Raw genomic sequence first — 23808 nt, forward strand, 5'->3', positions numbered from 1 at the left:
GAACAAGGATGGCATTAACACAAGAGCGTAAAAACGAGATCATCAACCAGTTCAAAATTCACGAAACTGACACAGGTTCTCCAGAAGTACAAGTTGCTATCCTTACAGAGCAAATTAACAACTTGAACGAACATTTACGTGTTCATCGTAAGGACCATCATTCTCGTCGTGGTCTTTTGAAAATGGTTGGTCGTCGTCGTAACTTACTTACGTATTTACGTAACAAAGACATCAACCGTTATCGTGAATTGATTAACAAACTCGGATTACGCCGATAAGTAAAAAGCGGGAGCATTCCCGCTTTTTATTAGTATTTGCGCCGATATTTGCTTATACTAAAACAAATATGATTTTTTATTTGTACATAGAGAGGGGTACTCGGTTTATATGGAACAAGAAAAACATGTGTTTTCGATCGACTGGGCAGGTCGGCCGTTGACCGTTGAAATTGGCGAATTAGCCAAACAAGCAAACGGCGCTGTATTAGTGCGATACGGCGATACGGTCGTATTAAGTACAGCGACAGCATCGAAAGAACCAAAGAGCGTCGACTTTTTCCCATTAACAGTCAATTACGAAGAACGTTTATACGCTGTTGGTAAAATTCCAGGGGGATTCATTAAGCGTGAAGGACGTCCAAGTGAAAAAGCCATTTTAGCTAGCCGTCTCATCGACCGTCCGATTCGGCCATTATTTGCTGAAGGATTTCGAAATGAAGTGCAAGTTGTCAGCATGGTAATGAGCGTTGATCAAGACTGCTCACCAGAAATGGCAGCAATGTTTGGCTCTTCGCTTGCGCTAACGATTTCTGATATCCCATTTGAAGGACCGATCGCTGGGGTGACAGTTGGCCGTGTGAACGGTGAATTTGTGATTAACCCGTCTGTCGCACAAATGGAACAAAGCGATATGCATCTTGTCGTTGCTGGAACGAAAGATGCGATTAACATGGTGGAAGCAGGGGCGAATGAAGTACCAGAAGAAGTTATGCTTGAAGCGATTATGTTTGGGCATGAAGAAATTAAGCGGCTCATCGCATTCCAAGAGGACATTGCCGCAAAAGTTGGCAAGGAGAAGATGGAAGTCGTTCTGTATGAACTTGATGCCCAGCTTGAAGCGGACATTCGTGCTCGCGTGGAAGGTGAAGTGAAACGCGCGGTTCAAGTACCTGAAAAATTAGCGCGCGAAGCAGCAATTGAACAATTGAAAGCAGAAGTTGTAGCGGCGTACGAACAACAAGAAGCAGATGAAGAAACAATAAAGCAAGTGAAAGAAATTTTACATAAACTTGTTAAAGAAGAAGTACGACGCTTAATTACGGAAGAAAAAGTGCGTCCAGACGGACGAAAAGTAGATGAAATTCGTCCGCTTTCGTCAGCCGTTGGACTTTTACCACGCACGCACGGATCAGGCTTGTTTACACGAGGACAAACACAAGCGCTTAGCGTATGTACACTCGGTGCACTTGGTGATGTACAAATTTTAGATGGACTTGGCATTGAAGAAACAAAACGGTTTATGCACCATTATAACTTCCCGCCATTCTCAGTCGGAGAAACAGGAGCGATGCGTGGACCAGGACGTCGCGAAATCGGTCACGGAGCGCTTGGCGAGCGCGCACTTGAGCCGGTTATTCCATCTGAAAAAGAGTTTCCGTACACGATTCGCCTCGTATCAGAAGTGTTAGAATCAAACGGTTCGACATCTCAAGCGAGCATTTGTGCGAGCACATTGGCGATGATGGATGCGGGTGTGCCGATTAAAGCGCCAGTGGCTGGTATTGCGATGGGGCTTGTGAAAAGCGGTGAACACTATACGATTTTAACAGATATTCAAGGCATGGAAGATCATCTCGGTGATATGGACTTTAAAGTAGCAGGGACAGAAAAAGGGGTCACTGCTTTACAGATGGATATTAAAATTAAAGGTTTATCGCGTGAAATTTTAGAAGAAGCGTTGCAACAAGCGCGCAAAGGTCGCCTTGAAATTTTAAAACATATGATGCAAACGATTAGCGAACCGCGCAAAGAGCTATCGAAATATGCGCCGAAAATTTTAACGATGCAAATTAATCCAGATAAAATTCGTGACGTCATCGGTCCGAGCGGAAAACAAATTAACAAAATTATTGAAGAAACGGGCGTAAAAATTGATATCGAACAAGATGGAACAATCTTCATTTCATCCGTAAACGAAGATATGAATCAAAAGGCGAAAAAGATTATTGAAGATATCGTTCGTGAAGTGGAAGTTGGACAAGTGTACTTAGGAAAAGTGAAACGAATTGAAAAATTTGGTGCATTTGTCGAATTGTTTAGCGGAAAAGACGGTCTCGTACACATTTCCGAATTGGCGGAGGAACGCGTCGGAAAAGTGGAAGATGTCGTTTCGATCGGCGATGAAATTTTAGTGAAAGTAACGGAAATCGATAAACAAGGCCGTGTAAATTTATCGCGGAAAGCAGTATTGCGCGATCAAAAAGAAGCCGAGCAATAAAAACGGAGCCTTGGGTTCACATCCCCTTGGCTTCTTTGCTGTGTGTAAAATTTTTTGGCGTTCGTTCTACCTTGTCCCTCTTGCACATACCCTCTTTATTAGAAAAGGAGGGGACGAAGTGTGCGGCGAGCGTTCTTTTTAGTCATGATCATATGTATGGCGGCAATCATCGTACAAAATCCGTGGACGACAACGTATATTCACGAATTACGGCATATAACAGCAGCGAAACAAAGCGATCCGTTATACATTCAAATTATGGAACGAGCAAAACAATACAATATTCCTGCGCAAAACGCAAAAGTCGATCGCGTGTGGAAGGCGATTCCTGGCTACAACGGATTAGAAGTAGACGTTGAGGCATCATATAAACAAATGAAACGGAACGGAACATTTTCCGAGCAACAACTTGTATACAAACAAGTATCACCGACTATTCACTTGCATGATTTGCCTCCATCACCGATTTATCGGGGGCATCCAGATAAGCCGATGGTTTCTTTTTTAATTAATGTCGCATGGGGAAGTGAACATATCCCAAACATGTTACATATTCTTGAAAAATACAACGTTCGTGCCACATTTTTTTTAGAAGGTCGCTGGGTAAAAGAACATCCCCAACTTGCAAAAATGATTGCAGATGCCGGTCATGAAATTGGCAATCATTCATACAACCATCCAGATTTAAAAACGATGAGTAAACAAGCGATTCGTGAACAAATCGTCAAAACAAACGATGCCATTGAAGCAGCGACGGGAGTGAAACCTCGCTTATTTGCTCCGCCAAGCGGTAGCTATCGCGACGATGTCGTATATATCGCTCATGAGCTTGGGATGTACACAATTTTATGGACGGTCGATACAATTGATTGGCAAAAACCGTCCCCGTCTGTTATAGTGGAACGAGTAACATCAAAAGTGCATAACGGAGCGATGATTTTAATGCATCCAACCGTATCGACGGTACAGGCGTTAGAGCCGTTAATTCAATCATTACAAAAACGAGAATACGCCATAAGCAATGTGTCCACATTATTAAGTGAGGAAAGAATTGTAAAAAGTAGGAGGAAGGGACTTGATTAAAACATATACATGTCAAAATGGGGTAAGAGTTGTACTCGAGCATATTCCAACTGTTCGATCTGTGGCGATCGGAATTTGGATCGGCACAGGATCACGTAACGAAAACGAACGAAACAATGGCATTTCACACTTTCTTGAACATATGTTTTTCAAAGGAACGAAAACGCGTACAGCGCGAGATATTGCAGAATCGTTTGATCGCATCGGCGGTCAAGTGAACGCATTTACATCGAAGGAGTATACGTGCTATTACGCAAAAGTGTTAGATACGCATGCGTCATTTGCGTTAGATATATTGGCGGACATGTTTTTCCATTCAACGTTTGTAGATGAAGAATTACAAAAAGAAAAAAATGTTGTATTTGAAGAAATTAAAATGTATGAAGATACACCAGATGACCTCGTTCACGACTTGTTGAGCAAAGCAAGTTATGGCAATCACCCGCTCGGTTATCCGATTTTAGGAACGGAGCAAACGTTAGCGACATTTACAGGTGAGACGTTGCGACAATATATGCATGAAACGTATACGCCAGATCGAGTTGTCATTTCAGTTGCGGGCAATGTTGACGACTCGTTTATTCAACAAGTAGAAGCTTATTTCGGATCATTTACAAGACAAAAAGGTGACGATGCGCATATCACACCAACGTTTTATCCAAATAAAATCGCGCGCAAAAAAGAGACCGAGCAAGCACACTTATGTATTGGATTTAACGGATTGCCCATTGGTCACGAAGATGTGTATAGCTTAATTATTTTAAACAACATTTTAGGCGGAAGCATGAGCAGTCGCCTTTTCCAAGAAGTACGTGAGCAACGTGGATTAGCTTATTCTATTTTCTCTTACCATTCTGCATATCGCGACGGAGGAATGGTAACGATTTACGGGGGCACAGGAAGCCAACAGCTCGATCTTCTATTCGATACGATTCAACAAACGATTGAACAATTAAAACAAGAGGGCATTACCGAAAAAGAGCTAGAAAATAGCAAGGAACAAATGAAAGGGAACTTAATGTTAAGTTTAGAAAGTACAAATAGCCGCATGAGCCGGAACGGAAAAAATGAGTTGTTGTTAGGGCGGCATCGCTCGCTTGATGAAATCATTGAAAGCATCGATCGCGTGACGAAAGAAAGCGTTGATCGGATGGCTCAAACGATTTTTACAGACAACTTCTCCGTTGCGCTTATCAGTCCAGAAGGAACATTGCCAAAAAGCCTGCAACAATAAACTTGCAGGCATTTTTTTATGCCTTTTTTTCTACAATGATAAAGAAAGGGGGGGAACATGTGCGACTAAGTGAACTGAGCGGAAAAGAAATTGTCGATATGAAAAGAGCAGAGCGGCTCGGCATTTTAGGACAGACAGATTTAGAAATTCATGAGCGAACGGGGCAAATTCAAGCGCTTCTTATTCCAACAACAAAATGGTTTGGGTTTCGAAAAGAAGGGACAGATATACGTGTACCGTGGAGCCGCGTAAAAAAAATCGGCTCGGATATGATTTTAATTGATGTCGATGATTAGACACCTCAAGCAGGGGTGTCTTTTTTCATTTTACGCTCACCGTTTGATGACCGGCATCATAAGATGTGAAAGTAACGATGGGCAAAAAACTAGATGTATAAGAGGGTGAATGAACTCATGCTGACAGGAATGCACGTTGCGATCATCGGTGGAGACGCTCGGCAGCTTGAAGTCATTCGGAAATTGATGGAACTTGACGCGAAATTGTCACTCGTTGGCTTCGATCAATTAGACCATGGCTTTGCTGGAGTAACAAAAATGAAAATTCATGAAGTAGATTTCCATGATGTAGACGCCATTGTTTTACCTGTCCACGGAACGAACATGGACGGTGAAATTCAAACGGTGTTTTCAAATGAAAAAATGACATTTACGGAAGAGTTACTTCGTCAAACACCGACGCATTGCACCGTTTATTCAGGGATTACAAATGACTATTTAGACCGTGTCGTCAAGTCGGTTGGGCGAAAACATGTTCAACTATTTGAACGGGATGATGTGGCGATTTATAACTCGATCCCGACGGCAGAGGGAACGGTTATGATGGTTATTCAACATACAGATGTGACGATTCATGGATCGCGCATTGCTGTTTTAGGATTAGGACGTGTAGGCATGACAGTCGCGCGGACGTTTGCCGCTTTAGGTGCACGAGTAAAAGTAGGGGCTCGCCGCTCCGAACATTTAGCGCGCATTGCAGAGATGGCGCTAGAGCCGTTTCATTTAAACGATTTAGAACAACACGTAAAAGATATTGATGTTTGCATTAATACGATTCCTCATCCCGTTGTGACCGCCAGTGTCATTGCGAAAATGCCCGCACACACATTAATTATTGATTTAGCTTCAAAACCGGGCGGTACCGACTTTCGCTATGCTGAAAAACGGGGCATTCAAGCGTTATTAGCGCCAGGGCTTCCTGGCATTGTTGCTCCGAAAACGGCGGGTCAAATTGTCGCGAACGTATTGTCGCAACTTCTTTCTGCAGATTTGAAAAAACGAAAGGAGAATAAAAAATGAACGTACAAGGAAAGCGGATTGGCTTCGGCTTAACAGGCTCACATTGCACATATGAGGCGGTGATGCCGGAAATTGAAAAATTAATTGCTAAAGGGGCGGACGTCATACCGATCGTTTCGTATACGGTGCAGTCGACAAACACGCGGTTTGGCAAAGGGGAAGAATGGGTGAAAAAGCTTGAAGAGATGACAGGCCATCAAGTCATTGATACAATTGTAAAGGCGGAGCCATTAGGACCGAAATTACCGCTTGATTGTATGGTCATTGCACCGTTAACGGGAAATTCGATGAGCAAATTAGCGAATGCGATGACAGATTCCCCTGTATTAATGGCCGCGAAAGCGACGATGCGCAATCATCGTCCGGTTGTTGTCGGCATTTCGACAAACGACGCGCTCGGTTTAAATGGGGTAAATTTAATGCGATTAATGGCCGCGAAAAATATTTACTTTATTCCGTTCGGTCAAGACGATCCATTTAAAAAGCCAAATTCAATGGTCGCTCACATGCCATTGTTGCTTGATACGGTAGAAGCCGCACTAGAAGGTCGGCAAATTCAACCGGTCATCGTCGAATATCGCCGTTCATAAATAAACAGTTGAAAGAAAATTTATAAAAAACGTCTCTCCTTTATGAATGAATGTGCTAAAATAAATGATATTAAAATTGTCTATGAGTTGGAAGGAGAAGGAGAAATGGAGCAAAAAGGATTACATGTCGCAGTTGTCGGCGCAACGGGAGCTGTCGGACAACAAATGATTCAAACGTTAGAAAAAAGAAATTTCCCGATTGCTAAACTATCTTTACTTTCATCGGAACGTTCAGCAGGGAAAAAAGTCATGTTTAAAGGTGAAGAAATTGAAGTGCAAGCAGCAAAGCCAGAAAGCTTTGAAGGGGTGCATATCGCGCTATTTAGCGCAGGGGGAGCAGTATCTAAACAACTCGCTCCGGAAGCGGTGAAACGCGGAGCGATTGTTGTTGATAATACGAGCGCGTTTCGTATGGACGAAAACGTGCCGCTCGTTGTTCCTGAAGTGAATGAAGCAGATTTACATGGGCATAACGGAATTATCGCAAATCCAAACTGCTCAACGATTCAAATGGTCGTTGCGCTTGAACCGATTCGTCAAGCGTTCGGATTAAAGCGCGTCATCGTCTCAACATACCAAGCGGTGTCAGGAGCAGGAGCGCAAGCGGTAGAAGAGTTAAAAACACAAACAGCCAACATGTTAAATGGTGAGGAAGTCACACCGGAAATTTTACCGGTTAAATCGGATCGTAAACATTATCCGATCGCATTTAACGCCATTCCACAAATCGATAAATTTCAAGATAACGGATTTACATTTGAAGAAATGAAAATGATTAATGAAACGAAAAAAATTATGCATATGCCCGATTTAGAAGTAGCAGCAACGTGCGTGCGCATTCCGGTCATGACGGGACATTCTGAATCTGTGTATATTGAAATCGAGCAAGAGGGCGTAACAGTTGATGAGTTGAAAGCATTATTAAAAGAAGCGCCAGGCGTCGTATTGCAAGATGATCCGAGCGAACAGCTATATCCGATGCCGCTATATGCAACGGGACAAAACGATGTATTTGTCGGCCGCATTCGTAAAGATTTAAATCGCGACACAGGGTTCCATTTATGGATCGTTTCTGATAACTTGTTAAAGGGAGCGGCGTGGAACTCTGTTCAAATCGCTGAAAGTCTTTTAAAATTAGGGCTTGTAAAAGCGTAAAATCATCATCGAGGTGTTGACGTTGAAAATAATCGTTCAAAAGTTTGGCGGCACGTCCGTTCGAGATGAACACGGCCGAAATTTAGCGCGCAAACATATTGAAAAAGCGCTGCAAGACGGTTATAAAGTGGTTGTCGTCGTTTCAGCCATGGGGCGAAAAGGAGATCCGTATGCAACGGATACGCTCCTTAGCCTCATTGACGGGGCGAATGCGCATGTGACAAACCGTGAAAAAGATTTGTTGATGGCGTGTGGGGAAATTATTTCAAGCGTCGTGTTTACAAACATGTTGAATAAGTGTGGGATAAAAGCGACAGCCTTTACCGGAGGGCAAGCAGGCTTTCGCACGAACAACGATCATACGAACGCGAAAATTATTGATATGCGTTGCGATCGTTTGTTGCGTGCTTTAAAAGAGAACGATGTTGTCGTTGTTGCAGGTTTTCAAGGTGTCGCTGAAAACGGAGATGTGACAACGATTGGGCGCGGAGGAAGCGACACGTCTGCGGCTGCGCTCGGTGCCGCACTCGGTGCGGAATGGATCGACATTTTTACCGATGTAGAAGGCGTGATGACTGCAGACCCACGCATTGTAGAAAACGCACGACCGCTTGATGTCGTCACATATACAGAAATTTGCAATATGGCGTATCAAGGAGCGAAAGTGATCCATCCGCGTGCCGTCGAGATTGCGATGCAAGCAAAAGTACCGATTCGCATTCGCTCCACGTATTCGGATGCGCCAGGGACGCTTGTCACATCGATTGCGAAAAAAGGAAGCGATGTAAAAGAGCGATTAGTGACAGGGATTGCCCATGTTTCAAATATTACGCAAATTAAAGTGCCAGCAAAAGAGGGACATTACGATTTACAAGCAGAAGTATTTAAAGCGATGGCGAATGAAGGAATTAGTGTCGACTTCATTAACATTTCGCCAAATGGTGTCGTATATACGGTATCGAGTGACGTGGCAGATCGAGCGATTGCTACGTTAAAAAGGCTCGGTTATGAACCGACCGTCACGCGCGGTTGCGCAAAAGTGTCGACTGTTGGTGCGGGGATCGCTGGCGTCCCGGGTGTGACAGCAAAAATTGTTACAGCATTATCGGAACGCGGTATTCAAATTTTGCAATCGGCTGATAGCCATACAACGATTTGGGTGCTAGTGAAGGAAGAACATTTAAAAGAGGCGGTCAATGCATTGCATGATGCGTTTCAACTTGCGGAACAGAAACAATACGACTTGAGTTAGGAGTGAAAAATTGTGGTTCAATTTGGTCAAATTGCCACAGCGATGGTCACCCCTTTTGACAATAAAGGGAATATCGATTTTGCGAAAACGACGCAATTAGTGAACTATTTAATTGAAAACGGCACGGATTCTCTTGTTGTCGCTGGAACGACTGGAGAATCTCCGACGTTAACGACGGAAGAAAAATTGGCGCTTTTTCGCCACGTCGTCGAAGTCGTTGCCGGACGTGTACCAGTCATTGCTGGAACGGGAAGCAATAATACCCGCGCATCGATTGAATTGACGAAAAAGGCAGAAGAAATAGGTGTCGATGCAGTTATGATCGTCGCACCTTATTACAATAAGCCAAATCAAGAAGGAATTTATCAACATTATAAAGCCATTGCAGAGAGTACGTCGTTGCCTGTGATGGTGTATAACATTCCGGGACGGGCGGTTGTGAATATTTCTGTTGAAACGATTGTGCGTCTGTCACAAATTCCGAACGTTGTCGCTGTGAAAGATGCAAGCGGCAACTTAGACGCGATGACAGAAATTATCGCAAAAACGCGCGATGATTTTATGTTGTATAGCGGAGATGACGGATTGACACTTCCTGTATTATCTATTGGCGGAAGCGGTGTCGTTTCCGTTGCCTCGCATATTATTGGAAACGAAATGAAGGAAATGATTCAAGCGTTTATGCGTGGAGACAATAAGGAAGCAGCGAAGTTGCATCAGCGTCTATTGCCGATCATGAAAGCATTATTTGCCGCTCCAAGCCCTGTCCCAGTCAAAACGGCTCTACAAATGAAAGGGTTAGATGTCGGCTCTGTCCGTCTTCCGCTTGTGCCACTTACGGAGCAAGAGCGTTTGCAGCTCATGCATGTGTTACAAGGTTAAAAGAAAGGGAATTCATCCCTTTCTTTTTTATTGTTGAATCAGTTATAATGGATGTAAGTGACTTTGAGCGGGTGAGTTTGTTTGACTGTAGGAGGATTTTAAAGATGAAACAAGCAGAGAAAATTCGTGTATTTGCCCTCGGCGGCGTTGGAGAGGTAGGAAAAAATATGTATGTCGTCGAGGTGGATGAAGACATTTTTGTCTTAGATGCAGGACTCATGTTTCCAGAGGATGAAATGTTCGGCATTGATATGGTCATTCCTGATATTACGTATTTAGTAGAGCAACAAGAACGCATTCGAGGCATTTTTTTAACGCACGGCCATGACGATCATATTGGGGCGATCGCGTATGTACTGCGGAAAATTACTGTCCCTGTGTACGGGGCGAAATTGACGCTCGCGCTCATGGAAGAAAAATTAAAAGAGCAAGGAATTACATCGAAAGCAAAGCGCATCGAAATAAACGCGAATAGCGAAATTGTATTCGATAAGGCGGTCGTATCGTTTTTTCAAACAAATCATAGCATTCCAGATTGTCTCGGTGTAAGCATTCATACGTCCCAAGGCGCCATTGTATATACGAGCGATTTTAAATTTGATCAAACGCCTGTTGGCATATGCCGTACGGATTTTGGTAAAATGGCGCAAATCGGAGCACAAGGAGTGCTTTGCTTACTATCCGATAGCACGAATGCGGAAAAACCGGGATATACGGGTTCTGAAGCGATTGTCGGACAAGAAATTTCCGATGTGATTTACAATGCAGATGGACGCATTATTGTTGCTTGCTTTGCATCAAACATTACGCGCATTCAACAAGTGTTAAATGCTGCACGCGATCATAGACGAAAAGTCGTCATTATGAGCCGTCATATGCATAAAGTAATTGATATTGCTGTGCGTCTTGGATATTTAAAATTCGATGAAAATATGATCATTCCGATGAGCGAAGTAGATCGTTACGATGATCGTGATTTAGTCATTTTAACGACAGGCAACCAAGGAGAACCAATGGCGGCGCTTGCACGCATGGCCAAACAGGCGCACAAATACATCAATATTAAAGAAGGAGACACAGTGATTGTCGCTTCTTCTCCAATGCCGGGACATGAGTTATTTATTGCTCGTACAATTGATGCTTTATACCGTGCAGGAGCGAATGTCGTGTACGGTCAACGTCAAGTGCATGTGTCTGGACACGGATACCAAGAAGAATTGAAGTTAATGATTAATTTCATGAAGCCGAAATATTTTATTCCGGTACATGGAGAGTTTCGTATGCAAAAGGCGCACGGGAAAATTGCCCAAGCGGTCGGCATTCGCCAAGATGCGATCTTCTTAATTGAAAAAGGAGAAGTGATCGAGTTCCGTAACGGTCACGCCCGTTTTGGCGGCAAAGTGCCAAGCGGTCAAATTTTAATTGACGGATTAGGCGTTGGCGATGTAGGAAATATCGTGTTGCGCGATCGTCGCTTACTTTCACAAGATGGAATTATGATTGTTGTTGTCACATTAAGTAAACAACAGAAACGCATTGTTGCCGGTCCAGAAATGATTTCTCGCGGCTTCGTATACGTGCGTGAATCGGAAACACTCTTTGAAGAATCCGTTAAAATTGTGAAAGAAATTGTTGAAAAAAGCATGGAAGACTACGTTATGGAATGGTCTTCATTAAAAACAAACATTCGTGATGCACTAAGTCAATATTTATTTGAAAAAACAAAACGAAAGCCGATGATTTTACCAATTATTATGGAAGTGTAAAACAACATGCTCAAAGTCAAGAAAACACCTGCATTTCGCAGGTGTTTTTTGTATGAACAAGACGATGTTCACGTATACTAACGACATCATGTAACAGAAAGGGGATTATGATGGAAGAACGAGATGTACCTCAAGAGGAAACAAAGCCGTCTCCGGCAGAAAATATTGTTCAGCTCGGTCAAACAAATGTCCCGCAGCTTTCTTCCGATTCAACGATCCATTGTTTAACGATCGTCGGACAAATTGAAGGGCATATTCAATTACCTCCGCAAAACAAAACGACAAAATATGAGCATATTATTCCGCAAATTGTAGCAATTGAACAAAATCCAAATATTGAAGGATTGCTTGTCGTATTAAATACAGTTGGAGGAGATGTGGAAGCGGGGCTAGCCATTGCGGAAATGTTAGCATCGATGTCCAAACCGACTGTTTCTATTGTGCTTGGTGGAGGACATTCAATCGGAGTGCCAATTGCTGTGTCGTGTGACTATTCGTTTATTGCAGAAACGGCGACGATGACGATTCATCCGATTCGTTTGACGGGTCTTGTCATCGGTGTCCCACAAACGTTTGAGTATTTAGATAAAATGCAAGAGCGCGTCGTCAATTTTGTTGTGAAACATTCAAACATTAGCGAAGAAAAGTTTAAAGAACTCATGTTTTCTAAAGGAAATTTAACGCGTGATATCGGAACGAATGTGGTGGGAACAGATGCGGTAAAGTACGGGTTAATTGACGAGGTCGGAGGGCTGTCGCAGGCGATGCGCAAATTGCGGGAATTAATCGATCATTCTAATCAACGAGGGGCGATGTTACAATGATTTTACATACTATCGTTCCGGAATTTATCGTTTTTCAAACGAATGAGGCGGAGTATAAAAAACAACGCACCGTTCAATATAACGGGGTGTCTTTACTTGTGCAGCAAACAGAAACGAATGAGTATGAAATTGTGCGGGTGCTAAGCAGCGATCCACAACATTATTTAACGTATGAACCGGGCACAAAACTTTATGCGACATCACTACAATTTATGGTATAATAAGAACAAGCAGCCACGCTTTACTGTTGGCTGCTTTTTCACCTTATATGTTGGAGTGGGCGAAATGGGAAAGAAAAATAAGCGTCGCACAAACAAACAAGATCAATGGAAAAAAACATTGCGCTTTGAATTCATCGGATTGACGATGCTAGCATGTACAGTCATCGCGATGGCAAACGTCGGAGCTGTCGGGCGTTCACTCGTTTTTGCTACTCGCTTTTTTATGGGAGAGTGGTATATCGTTGCGTTATTAGGAGCGCTTGCTATATCGCTATACGTGATTTGGAAGAGGGCATGGCCTCCGTTCTTTCAACGTGTTCTTGTTGGATTGTACTTGATCGTTCTTTCATTATTGTTGTTTAGCCACGAAGCGCTATTTCACATTTTATCGAGAAATGGAAAATTAATAAACCCGAGCATTATTCGAACGACGTGGGAGTTGTTTTGGAAAGATGTGCGCGGGGAGAGCGGTTCTTTTTCTGACTTAGGTGGTGGTATGCTCGGCGCTTTATTGTACACAATTAGCTATTATTTATTTGATCAATTAGGAACAAAATGGATTGCTTCGCTGTTGATGATACTTGGCGTGTTGCTTTTGACAGGAAAAACGTTACGTGATACAGCAGGAAAAGGAATTGAATGGTTTGTTTCGTTTATGCGGAAGCAAACGAAAGCGGTTATCGCCGATGTTCGTTCATTTTTCAATCGTCCGAAAAAAGAAAAGCAACAGCAGCCACATATTGAAGTAGTGACAGCGCTGGAGGAAAAAGAGGAAGAGGAAGACGAAACGATCGTCGTGGAAGGTCCTGTCATTTCCAACTTCAATGAAGGAGCGGAAGAAGAAAAGCCGATCGTATTTACGCAAACACATGAAACAGATTACGCGTTGCCGCCCATTGATTTGCTTTCTCCTCCGAAGGCAGTTGATCAATCGCGGGAAAAAGAAAGTATTTATGAAAATGCCCGCAAGCTTGAAAAAACGTTTCAAAGCTTCGGTGTAAAGGCAAAGGTAACGAAAGTGCATATCGGTCCAGCTGTCACAAGATACGAAGTATATCCAGATGTCGGTGTGAAAGTAAGTAAAATCGTTAGTTTAAGTGACGATTTAGCGCTCGCTCTAGCGGCAAAAGACATTCGCATTGAAGCACCGATTCCCGGAAAATCAGCGATCGGCATTGAAGTGCCAAATGAAGAAATTGCGATGGTTTCTTTACGCGAAGTATTAGAAGCGAAAGAAGCCGATAAACGAGAGGCGAAACTGTTAATCGGACTTGGGCGCGATATATCGGGACAAGCGGTGCTTGCTGAACTAAATAAAATGCCTCATTTACTTGTTGCTGGTGCGACGGGAAGCGGGAAAAGTGTATGTATTAACGCCATTATCGTTAGCTTGCTTATGCGCACGAAACCGCATGAAGTGAAAATGATGATGATTGATCCGAAAATGGTGGAGTTAAGTGTATATAACGGCATTCCGCATTTGCTTTCTCCGGTCGTAACCGATCCGAAAAAAGCGTCTCAAGCGTTAAAAAAAGTAGTGAGCGAAATGGAGCGACGATATGAGCTCTTTTCGCATACGGGCACGCGCAATATTGAAGGATATAACGAATATATCGATCGTCATAATGAAACAGCAGAAATCAAGCAACCGCTTTTACCGTACATTGTCGTCATCGTTGACGAACTAGCCGACTTAATGATGGTTGCTTCAAGCGATGTAGAAGATTCCATCACTCGTCTTGCTCAAATGGCGCGCGCAGCAGGCATTCATTTAATTATCGCCACGCAGCGTCCATCTGTTGATGTTATTACAGGCGTCATTAAAGCAAACATTCCGTCTCGCATTGCATTTAGCGTATCATCACAGACGGACTCCCGAACGATTTTAGACATGGGTGGAGCTGAAAAATTGCTTGGGCGAGGTGACATGCTCTTCTTACCTGTCGGTGCGTCTAAACCTGTTCGGGTTCAAGGAGCTTTTGTGTCCGATCAAGAAGTAGAAAATGTCGTACAATATGTCATTTCACAACAAAAAGCACAATACGAAGAAACGATGATCGCGCAAGATGATGAACCGACAGAAGCGTTTGATGATGAGTTGTTTGATGAAGCGGTTCAGCTCGTCATTGATATGCAAAGTGCATCTGTTTCGATGTTGCAGCGACGATTTCGTATCGGTTATAACCGAGCAGCACGTCTAATTGATGCGATGGAAGCTCGCGGCATTGTTGGACCTTATGAAGGAAGTAAACCGCGCGCTGTGCTCGTATCGTCAAACGATCAAGCAAAAACGTCATGAAAGAGGCTGAAAAACAAGCCTCTTTTTTGTATAAATGGGGCATAATAATGATATATTATTAAAATCGCTTACATATGATTTCATACGACTTTTTTCGACATTTTTTTATTCCCTATTTATTTATGAACGAAAAAATGTTATATTATTAATAAGAAATTTGTCTAACATCAGATGTCTGATATCTAAGGTGGGGGATGGTGAATGTCTGTTAAATCTGATCATCGACACTTATATTTACAAGTGATTGATCGTATTAAAAAAGATATTGAAAAAGGGGTATATAAGGAAAAAGAAAAACTCCCTTCTGAGTTTGAGCTAGCAAGACAGTTAGGAGTAAGTCGAGCGACATTGCGGGAAGCATTACGCGTATTAGAAGAAGAAAATGTCATCATCCGCCGCCACGGTGTCGGGACGTTCGTTAGTTCCCGCCCGATGTTCACCTCAGGTATTGAACAACTAAGTAGCGTGACGGAGATGATTCGCCAAGCCGGGCGTAAACCGGGGACGATTTTTTTATCTTCTTCTATTCAAAAACCGACTGAAGATGATATAAAGCGCTTTCAATGTCATAAAGAGGAAGATTTACTTGTTGTTGAGCGGGTACGAACAGCGAATAATGAGCCGGTCGTTTATTGTATTGATAAAGTTCCGTGTAAATATTTACCTAAAGGAATTGCTTATGAAAATGAGTCGTTATTAGAAATATTACATAATGAAGCGAATCGGTATATCGCGTATGCGGTTACACACATTGAACCGCTTGGCTATCACGAAAAAGTGTCACCGATTTTACAATGCGAGCCGGAAACAGCGCTTTTAGTTTTAAAGCAAATGCATTTTGACGAAAATGACGAGCCGATTTTATACTCAATCGACTACTTCAAATCAGATAAGTTTAGTTTCCACGTGTTAAGAAAACGCGTGTAGCTTATAAAAGCGCTTATCCTGTTAAGGAGGTGACGTTGGAGGGAGAAGGATATTTTGCATTTCACTTTTTACTAATCCATATTTCATTTGAGGGGGTAATGATTGATGAAGAAAAAGCGTTTTGGATTGTCGATGTCTTTATTATTGACTGCCGGTATGCTTCTTGGCGGCTGCGGACAGGCGAAAGAAGAGCCGAAAAAAGAGGAAGGAAAAGCGTCTGAGTTTAGCGTAGCGATGGTTACAGACGTTGGTGGAATTGACGATAAGTCGTTCAACCAATCAGCATGGGAAGGATTACAAAAATTTGGTGAAGAAAACGGTTTGAAAAAAGGAAAAGGTGGCTATGACTACTTACAGTCAAAAGGCGATGCGGATTACGCAACAAACTTAAATAAACTTGTACGTAACGATTTTGACCTCATTTACGGTATCGGTTTCTTAATGACAGATGCCATTACAGAAATTGCAGACCAAAAACCGGACAATAAGTTTGCGATCGTCGACAGCGTTGTTGAAAAACCGAATGTCGCAAGCATTACATTTAAAGAGCATGAAGGTTCATTCCTTGTCGGTGTTGTCGCTGGTTTAATGACAAAAACGAATAAAATCGGTTTCGTTGGCGGTGTTGAAATGCCGCTAATTGAAAAATTCGAAAGCGGCTTCATTGCAGGGGTAAAAGCGGTAAACCCAAACGCGACAGTTGAAGTGCAATATGCGGGTGCGTTTGACAAAGCAGACAAAGGAAAAGCAATTGCTTCAAGCATGTATGCATCTGGTATCGATATTATTTACCACGCGGCCGGTGGAACAGGAAACGGTGTATTTTCTGAAGCAATTGACTTGAAAAAACAAGATCCGAACAAAGAAATTTGGGTCATTGGTGTTGACCGCGACCAATATGAAGAAGGAAAAGTGCCTGGGACAGATAAAAGCGTAACATTAACGTCAATGGTAAAACGTGTTGACGTTGCAGTATACGACTTAGCAACAAAAACGAAAAACGGCAACTTCCCTGGCGGTCAAGCTGTGGAGTACGGCTTAAAAGAAGATGGTGTAGGCATTGCGCCGACATCGAAAAACAACGTCCCTGAAGACGTATTGAAACAAGTGGATGAGTGGAAACAAAAAATTATTAACGGCGAAGTGAAAGTACCTACAACTCGTGCTGAATTGAAATAAGCAAATGGCTGTTCTCCGAAGAGCGCGTTTCTTCGGAGAACCACTAAATGAAGAGTTGCAACATGTTGCAGCTTTTCATTTAGTGATTTTAACAAGCTCACATAAGGAGTGGATCACGTTTGGAATACGTAATTGAAATGTTAAATATCCGCAAAGTTTTCGGGAATTTTGTGGCAAACGATAACATTACGTTGCAATTGAAAAAAGGGGAAATTCATGCGCTATTAGGTGAAAACGGCGCAGGAAAATCGACGTTAATGAACGTACTATTCGGTTTATATCAGCCGGACGGTGGGGAAATTCGTGTCAAAGGGAAAAAAGTAAATATCGCCAATCCGAACGTCGCCAACGACTTAGGAATCGGAATGGTGCATCAACACTTTATGCTCGTTGATACATTTACAGTAACGGAAAACATCATTTTAGGAAGCGAACCGAAAAAAGGTGGACAAATCGATATTGAGCGCGCAGAAAAAGAAGTGCGCGAGCTGTCCGAACGTTACGGTTTGGCAGTTGATCCGAAAGCGAAAATTGCAGACATTTCTGTCGGGATGCAGCAACGTGTAGAAATTTTAAAAACGTTATATCGTGGGGCAGATATTTTAATTTTTGACGAACCAACAGCAGTGTTAACGCCACAAGAAATTCAAGAACTTATCCAAATTATGAAAGCGCTTGTACGTGAAGGAAAATCGATTATTTTAATTACGCACAAATTAAAAGAAATTATGGAAGTGTGTGATCGTGTTACGGTCATTCGACGAGGAAAAGGCATCGGCACACTAAACGTATCGGAAACAAACCCAAACGAACTCGCTGCACTCATGGTTGGACGTGAAGTGCATTTCAAAACAGAAAAACAACCTCCGAAAGTCGGAAAACCTGTCCTTGAAATTGAAGATTTAGTCGTGAAAGATTCACGTGGCATTACGGCAGTCGACCATTTACATCTAACTGTCCATGCAGGAGAAATTGTCGGAATCGCAGGGGTAGACGGAAACGGACAGACGGAGTTAATTGAAGCGATCACCGGTTTAATAAAGTCAGAATCGGGTTCTATTCGTTTAAATGGAAAAGAGATTCGCAATTTAACACCTAGACAAATTACGGAAACGGGTGTAGGCCATATCCCACAAGACCGCCATAAACATGGTCTTGTGCTAGACTTCCCAATCGGGGAAAACATGGTGCTCCAAACGTATTATAAAGAGCCGTACTCAAAACGCGGCATTTTAAACTTTAAAGCGATTTACGATAAAGCACGTCAGCTTATTCAAGAATTTGACGTTCGTACGCCAGACGAATATACGAAAGCGCGGGCTTTATCAGGAGGAAACCAACAAAAAGCGATTATCGGACGCGAAGTAGACCGCGACCCAGATTTACTCATCGCCGCGCAACCGACACGCGGACTTGACGTGGGAGCGATCGAATTTATTCATAAACGTCTTATTGAACAGCGTGATAAAGGGAAAGCGGTATTGCTCGTTTCATTCGAATTAGATGAAATTATGAACGTCAGCGATCGCATTGCCGTAATTTATGAAGGAAAAATTGTAGCTATTGTCGATCCGAAAGAAACGACAGAACAAGAGCTTGGCTTGTTGATGGCAGGAAGCAAACGGAAGGAAGCGGGTGTATCATCATGAGTGAAAATCGTTTAACGAACATTCTCGTCCCTGTTTTTGCAGTTATTCTTGGAATTATTGTGGGCGCAATTGTCATGATCGTGAGCGGTTATGACCCAGTGGCCGGATATTCTGCTTTATTGTACGGGGCTTTTGGTGATCGATATTATATTGGGGAAACGATTCGTCAAGTGACGCCATATATTTTAGCCGGGTTAGCGGTTGCGTTTGCGTTTCGTACAGGGCTATTTAACATCGGGGTAGAAGGACAACTCATCGTCGGTTGGCTTGCGGCCGTTTGGGTCGGTGTTGCCTTTGAGCTTCCAAAAGTGATTCACTTGCCACTTGCAATTGTTGCGGCAGCACTTGCAGGGGCGCTTTGGGGATTTATTCCTGGGTTTTTAAAAGCGCGCTTCCGCGTTCATGAAGTCATCGTGACGATTATGATGAACTATATTGCACTATACGTATCGAATGCGGTCATTCGTTCTGTTTTATCCGATCAAGGCTTTAAATCGGAAAAAATTCATCCGTCCGCATCGTTACGTTCAGAGTTTTTACAGTCTTTAACCGATTACTCCACGCTTCATTACGGCATTATTATTTCGTTAATTGCGGCTGTTGTCATGTGGTTCTTGCTTGAGAAAACGACGACAGGATATGAACTTCGTGCCGTCGGTTTTAACCAACATGCATCTCATTATGCAGGGATGAACGTCAACCGCAATATTATATTAGCGATGGTTATTTCAGGAGCATTTGCAGGCATTGCTGGAGCGATGGAAGGGCTAGGAACGTTTGAAAACGTCTCGGTCAAGGCTGGATTTACCGGAGTCGGATTCGATGGAATTGCGGTTGCCCTCCTTGGTGGAAATAACGCATTCGGAATTATTTTAGCAGCGATCTTATTTGGAGCGTTAAAAGTTGGAGCGCTTGAAATGCCATCAGCAGCCGACGTGCCAACAGAACTTGTTGACATCGTCATTGCGTTGATTATTTTCTTCGTTGCTTCAAGCTACTTAATTCGTCTTGTGCTTACGCGCTTCAAAAAGGAGGGAAAATAAATGTTACACATCCTTGAAATTATTATTCCTTCCGCGATTTTCTTTGCGGCACCTCTTATTTTTACGGCGCTTGGTGGCGTATTTAGTGAACGTTCCGGCGTTGTCAATATCGGATTAGAAGGATTGATGGTCATCGGTGCATTTACCGGTGTCGTGTTTAACTTAACGTTTGCCGATCAGTTCGGTGAATGGACACCATGGCTTGCGATGCTTGTGGCGATGGTTGTTGCTTCGATTTTCTCGCTTATGCATGCGGTCGCGGCGATTTCGCTTCGCGCGGACCAAGTCGTTAGCGGGGTGGCGATCAACTTTTTAGCACTAGGATTATCGCTGTTTCTTGTGAAAATGTGGTATGGAAAAGGTCAAACTGACCAAGTGCAAGTTGGTTTTGATAAAATTGACATTCCAATTTTAAGCAAAATTCCGATTCTCGGTCCGATTTTATTCTCAAACGGATATATCCCATCTTACTTAGCGATTGTATTAGCATTTGTCGTATGGTACGTCATTTACAAAACGCCGTTTGGACTTCGTCTTCGTGCTGTTGGGGAACATCCGATGGCGGCGGATACGATGGGAATTAACGTTACAAAAATGCGGTATATCGCAGTGATGTTAAGCGGTGCGCTTGCAGGAATTGGCGGTTCGATTTATGCAACGATTATTTCACGCGACTTTAGCCATGCGACGATTTCTGGACAAGGATTTATGGCGCTTGCGGCGATGATTTTCGGAAAATGGCATCCACTTGGTGCGATGGGAGCAGCGCTTTTCTTCGGGTTTGCGCAAAGTTTAAGTATCGTTGGACAGGCGATTCCGTTTTTGAAAAACGTACCAACTGTTTACTTGCTTATTTTGCCTTATGCGTTAACCATTTTAGCGCTAACTGGATTTATCGGACGTGCAGATGCGCCAAAAGCGCTCGGTACGCCGTACGTAAAAGGAAAACGTTAATAGGGAAAAGACTTCGGGACAGCCCGAAGTCTTTTTTTCACGCCTTTGATCACGCATAATAAAAGCAAGGAGGGGATTTCATTGCATAAATTAGTTGATCAATTATTTTTTGAACTGCAACATCCCGTAACGATTGAATCACGCGATTTTGAATTGCTTGCATATAGCGGTCATCACGATGAAACGGATGAAGTGCGCATGCGTACGATTTTAAGCAAGCGAGCATCCGCTCATGTTTACCATTATTTACATGAACACGGATGGATGAAAAAAATTGAACAAGCAGACGGAGTCGTTAGCATTCCTCCACTCCCTGAGATTGATCTTGGTGCACGCGCTGTCGTTTGTTTAAAACATGCTGGGAAAGTGTACGGCTATCTTTGGGTGCAGGTAGCACTCCACGATTTGACAGACGAACAACGGAGACGTATCGAAGAAGTAGCAAAAGAGGCTGCTCAAATATTACACGAGCAAATGGGGAAAAGATACAAACGGCAAGAAGAAGTTCATGACCTTTTTCTACGCTTTATTCAATATCGTGATATGAGCGAACGAGACGTTCAAATGGAACTACAGTTGCTTGGGGTAACGTTTCCTTCGCGATTTGCTGTTGTCGTTTTTCATGTCGAACATCATGAGAGCATAGATGACGTTCGCCAATATGTAACATGGGTGTCAAAAACGACACATGCCCCAATCTTTTTTATTCATCACAATCATCCGTTTTTGCTTATTGTCGGGGAAACACCGACGCAACGCCCGATCGATGTAGTGAACATGATGATCACAAAATTGCAACAAGATTTTCATTGTCGAATCGATCACGATGTTCTCATTGGCATTGGCAATGAATATAACGGGCTGCAAAAACTGCGCGACAGCTATAAAGAGGCGATGGAAGTCATTCATTTGAAAAAGCATATGGATGAGCCGTTACCGCATGCTTATCGTGATTTAGGTATTTATCGCATCGTTCCATTTATATACGAACAGTATAAACAGCGTCGCTATAAAAACGAAGCAATTATGAAACTAAAAAAGCATGATGAACAACATGGAACCGATTTTTTACATACGCTTCGTGCGTACATTCAACACGACTGCAACATGAAACAAACAGCTGAAAGTTTATACATTCATCCGAATACGTTACATTATCGACTAAAGCGCATGCAGTCGATCACAACGCTTCCGCTGCACGATTTTGAACAACGAATGATGTTATATATCGATCTCCTTTTATACAAATATAAGGAAAGTGTTGTGGATGAGCAACAAAAATAAGTAGAAATGATTATATATTGACGACAAACAATTTTCAGAAAGTATAAATTATAATGAATCGTAGAATATGTGACAAAATCGTGAAAGGATCGATGCATGTGACTGTACCATACAAACATGAACCGTTTACAAACTTTACAATTGAGCAAGAAGCAGCTGCGTTTCGTCAAGCGCTTGCTTATGTTGAAACACAACTAGGACAAGCGTATCCAATCATTATTGGAGGAAAACGAATCGTTACGGAAGAAAAAGTGGTGTCGACGAACCCAGCGAATAAACAGCAAGTGGTTGGGGTCGTATCAAAAGCGACGAAAGCGCTTGCTGATGAAGCGATGGAAGCGGCACTTTCTGCATTTGAAACGTGGAAACGTGTATCGCCAAAGGCGCGCGCCGATGTGTTGCTGCGCGCAGCAGCGATGTTAAGAAGAAGAAAACATGAATTTTCCGCATGGTTAGTGAAGGAAGTCGGCAAGCCGTGGAAAGAAGCAGATGCGGATACAGCGGAAGCGATTGACTTTTTAGAATATTACGCGAGACAAATGATTTCCCTTGCAGAAGGTGTGCCTGTGCTTAGCCGCCCGGGAGAGTCCAATCGATTTTTTTATGTGCCGCTTGGTGTCGGGTTAATTATTTCACCGTTTAATTTCCCGCTTGCGATTATGGCTGGAACGACGGTTGCGGCGATTGTGACAGGAAATACGGTCATTTTACGACCATCCGATCGCGCCCCAATTGTTGCTGCAAAGTTTGTTGAACTGATGGAAGAGGCCGGTCTCCCGCAAGGAGTATTAAACTATTTGCCGGGAGGAGAAGCAGAAGTTGGAGAATATATTGTCGAACATCCGCAAACGCGCTTCATTTCTTTTACAGGATCGCGTGCCGTTGGATGTCGCATTTATGAACGGGCAGCTATCGTTCAACCAGGACAAAAATGGTTGAAGCGTGTCATCGCAGAAATGGGTGGAAAAGATGCGATCATCGTTGATCGGGATGCGGATCTTGAATTAGCCGCACAATCGATCGTTGCTTCCGCATTCGGTTTTTCAGGGCAAAAATGCTCGGCATGCTCGCGTGCCATCGTTCTTGAAGATGTATATGACGAAGTGCTTAGTCGCGTCGTTGAGTTAACAAAGCAATTAAAGGTCGGCAATCCACAAGAGCAAAGCACTTTTATGGGACCTGTCATTGATCAAGTATCGTACGATAAAATTATGAGCTATATCGAAATTGGCAAGCAAGAAGGGAAGCTTATGACAGGGGGAGAAGGAGACGATACGACAGGATTTTTTATTCAGCCAACCGTATTTGCAGATGTTGCCCCAACTGCTCGAATCATGCAAGAAGAAATTTTTGGTCCGGTCGTTGCGTTTACGAAAGTGCGTACGTTTGATGAAGCGCTTGAAGTGGCGAACAATACAGATTACGGATTAACAGGGGCAGTCATTTCAAACAATCGTGCTCATTTAGAAAAAGCACGCGAAGAGTTTCATGTTGGAAACTTATATTTTAATCGCGGTTGTACCGGAGCGATTGTCGGCTATCATCCGTTTGGCGGGTTTAACATGTCAGGAACAGATTCTAAAGCAGGTGGTCCAGACTATTTATTGCTCCATATGCAAGCAAAAACAGTCAGTGAAATGTTTTAAAAGGGGGA

21 protein-coding genes are annotated in these 23808 nt (G+C 43.0%); all 21 read left to right on the plus strand.

The annotated features are described in order from the left end of the window. Window positions 1-8: 8 nt before the first annotated feature. The 21 genes from rpsO to pruA all read left to right on the plus strand — a co-directional run bounded on the left by rpsO (window position 9) and on the right by pruA (window position 23800). A complete protein-coding gene (gene rpsO, locus EKC99_RS07590) occupies window positions 9-278 on the plus strand; it encodes a 30S ribosomal protein S15 (RefSeq protein WP_003394805.1) in 270 nt (89 codons plus the stop codon). A gap of 109 nt (window positions 279-387) precedes the next feature. Then, window positions 388-2496: a polyribonucleotide nucleotidyltransferase gene (pnp, locus tag EKC99_RS07595; RefSeq protein ID WP_009732932.1), complete on the plus strand. Its 2109-nt coding sequence runs from the start codon at window positions 388-390 to the stop codon at window positions 2494-2496. Window positions 2497-2616: 120 nt separating this feature from the next. Then, complete coding sequence (locus EKC99_RS07600) at window positions 2617-3579, plus strand: polysaccharide deacetylase family protein (protein ID WP_205597800.1); 963 nt, start codon at window positions 2617-2619, stop codon at window positions 3577-3579. After that, the gene (locus tag EKC99_RS07605) at window positions 3572-4813 is read left to right on the plus strand and encodes a M16 family metallopeptidase (RefSeq protein WP_163151280.1); all 1242 of its coding nucleotides are present in this window, start codon (window positions 3572-3574) and stop codon (window positions 4811-4813) included. The genes EKC99_RS07600 and EKC99_RS07605 overlap by 8 nt, the downstream gene beginning before the upstream one ends. A gap of 59 nt (window positions 4814-4872) precedes the next feature. Beyond that, a complete protein-coding gene (locus tag EKC99_RS07610) occupies window positions 4873-5109 on the plus strand; it encodes a YlmC/YmxH family sporulation protein (protein WP_003394797.1) in 237 nt (78 codons plus the stop codon). Between the two features lie 117 nt (window positions 5110-5226). Next, a complete protein-coding gene (dpaA, locus tag EKC99_RS07615; RefSeq protein WP_240468826.1) occupies window positions 5227-6129 on the plus strand; it encodes a dipicolinic acid synthetase subunit A in 903 nt (300 codons plus the stop codon). Then, complete coding sequence (gene dpaB / locus EKC99_RS07620; RefSeq protein ID WP_009362530.1) at window positions 6126-6719, plus strand: dipicolinate synthase subunit B; 594 nt, start codon at window positions 6126-6128, stop codon at window positions 6717-6719. The genes dpaA and dpaB overlap by 4 nt, the downstream gene beginning before the upstream one ends. Before the next feature lie 105 nt (window positions 6720-6824). Next, entirely contained in the window at window positions 6825-7874 is a 1050-nt protein-coding gene (gene asd, locus EKC99_RS07625; RefSeq protein WP_009362531.1) for an aspartate-semialdehyde dehydrogenase, read from the plus strand. A gap of 22 nt (window positions 7875-7896) precedes the next feature. Then, window positions 7897-9126, plus strand: coding sequence for an aspartate kinase (dapG, locus tag EKC99_RS07630; RefSeq protein WP_009362532.1), 1230 nt, complete (start codon window positions 7897-7899; stop codon window positions 9124-9126). Window positions 9127-9138: 12 nt separating this feature from the next. Continuing rightward, window positions 9139-10008: a 4-hydroxy-tetrahydrodipicolinate synthase gene (dapA, locus tag EKC99_RS07635; RefSeq protein WP_163151282.1), complete on the plus strand. Its 870-nt coding sequence runs from the start codon at window positions 9139-9141 to the stop codon at window positions 10006-10008. Between the two features lie 104 nt (window positions 10009-10112). Then, complete coding sequence (locus tag EKC99_RS07640; protein WP_163151284.1) at window positions 10113-11774, plus strand: ribonuclease J; 1662 nt, start codon at window positions 10113-10115, stop codon at window positions 11772-11774. Window positions 11775-11884: 110 nt separating this feature from the next. Beyond that, the gene (locus tag EKC99_RS07645) at window positions 11885-12598 is read left to right on the plus strand and encodes a ClpP family protease (protein WP_019418460.1); all 714 of its coding nucleotides are present in this window, start codon (window positions 11885-11887) and stop codon (window positions 12596-12598) included. Beyond that, complete coding sequence (locus tag EKC99_RS07650) at window positions 12595-12819, plus strand: YlzJ-like family protein (protein WP_021095414.1); 225 nt, start codon at window positions 12595-12597, stop codon at window positions 12817-12819. Before EKC99_RS07645 ends, EKC99_RS07650 begins: the two co-directional genes overlap by 4 nt. Window positions 12820-12883: 64 nt before the next feature. After that, complete coding sequence (locus tag EKC99_RS07655) at window positions 12884-15118, plus strand: DNA translocase FtsK (protein WP_163151286.1); 2235 nt, start codon at window positions 12884-12886, stop codon at window positions 15116-15118. A 201-nt stretch (window positions 15119-15319) separates the two neighbouring features. After that, the gene (locus tag EKC99_RS07660; RefSeq protein ID WP_021095412.1) at window positions 15320-16045 is read left to right on the plus strand and encodes a GntR family transcriptional regulator; all 726 of its coding nucleotides are present in this window, start codon (window positions 15320-15322) and stop codon (window positions 16043-16045) included. A gap of 105 nt (window positions 16046-16150) precedes the next feature. Further along, window positions 16151-17224 carry a BMP family lipoprotein gene (locus EKC99_RS07665; protein ID WP_021095411.1) on the plus strand — a complete coding sequence of 358 codons (1074 nt, stop codon included), beginning with the start codon at window positions 16151-16153 and terminating at the stop codon, window positions 17222-17224. A 119-nt stretch (window positions 17225-17343) separates the two neighbouring features. Continuing rightward, the gene (locus tag EKC99_RS07670) at window positions 17344-18873 is read left to right on the plus strand and encodes an ABC transporter ATP-binding protein (RefSeq protein ID WP_021095410.1); all 1530 of its coding nucleotides are present in this window, start codon (window positions 17344-17346) and stop codon (window positions 18871-18873) included. Next, window positions 18870-19916 carry an ABC transporter permease gene (locus EKC99_RS07675; RefSeq protein ID WP_009362541.1) on the plus strand — a complete coding sequence of 349 codons (1047 nt, stop codon included), beginning with the start codon at window positions 18870-18872 and terminating at the stop codon, window positions 19914-19916. Before EKC99_RS07670 ends, EKC99_RS07675 begins: the two co-directional genes overlap by 4 nt. Then, window positions 19917-20870: an ABC transporter permease gene (locus EKC99_RS07680; RefSeq protein ID WP_163151288.1), complete on the plus strand. Its 954-nt coding sequence runs from the start codon at window positions 19917-19919 to the stop codon at window positions 20868-20870. It begins immediately after the preceding gene. An 81-nt stretch (window positions 20871-20951) separates the two neighbouring features. After that, complete coding sequence (locus tag EKC99_RS07685) at window positions 20952-22154, plus strand: PucR family transcriptional regulator (RefSeq protein WP_163151290.1); 1203 nt, start codon at window positions 20952-20954, stop codon at window positions 22152-22154. Window positions 22155-22252: 98 nt separating this feature from the next. After that, the gene (gene pruA / locus EKC99_RS07690; protein ID WP_163151302.1) at window positions 22253-23800 is read left to right on the plus strand and encodes an L-glutamate gamma-semialdehyde dehydrogenase; all 1548 of its coding nucleotides are present in this window, start codon (window positions 22253-22255) and stop codon (window positions 23798-23800) included. The last annotated feature ends 8 nt before the right edge of the window (window positions 23801-23808 follow it).

It is taken from the genome of Anoxybacillus sp. MB8, assembly GCF_011006755.1.
Lineage (GTDB): Bacteria > Bacillota > Bacilli > Bacillales > Anoxybacillaceae > Anoxybacillus > Anoxybacillus gonensis.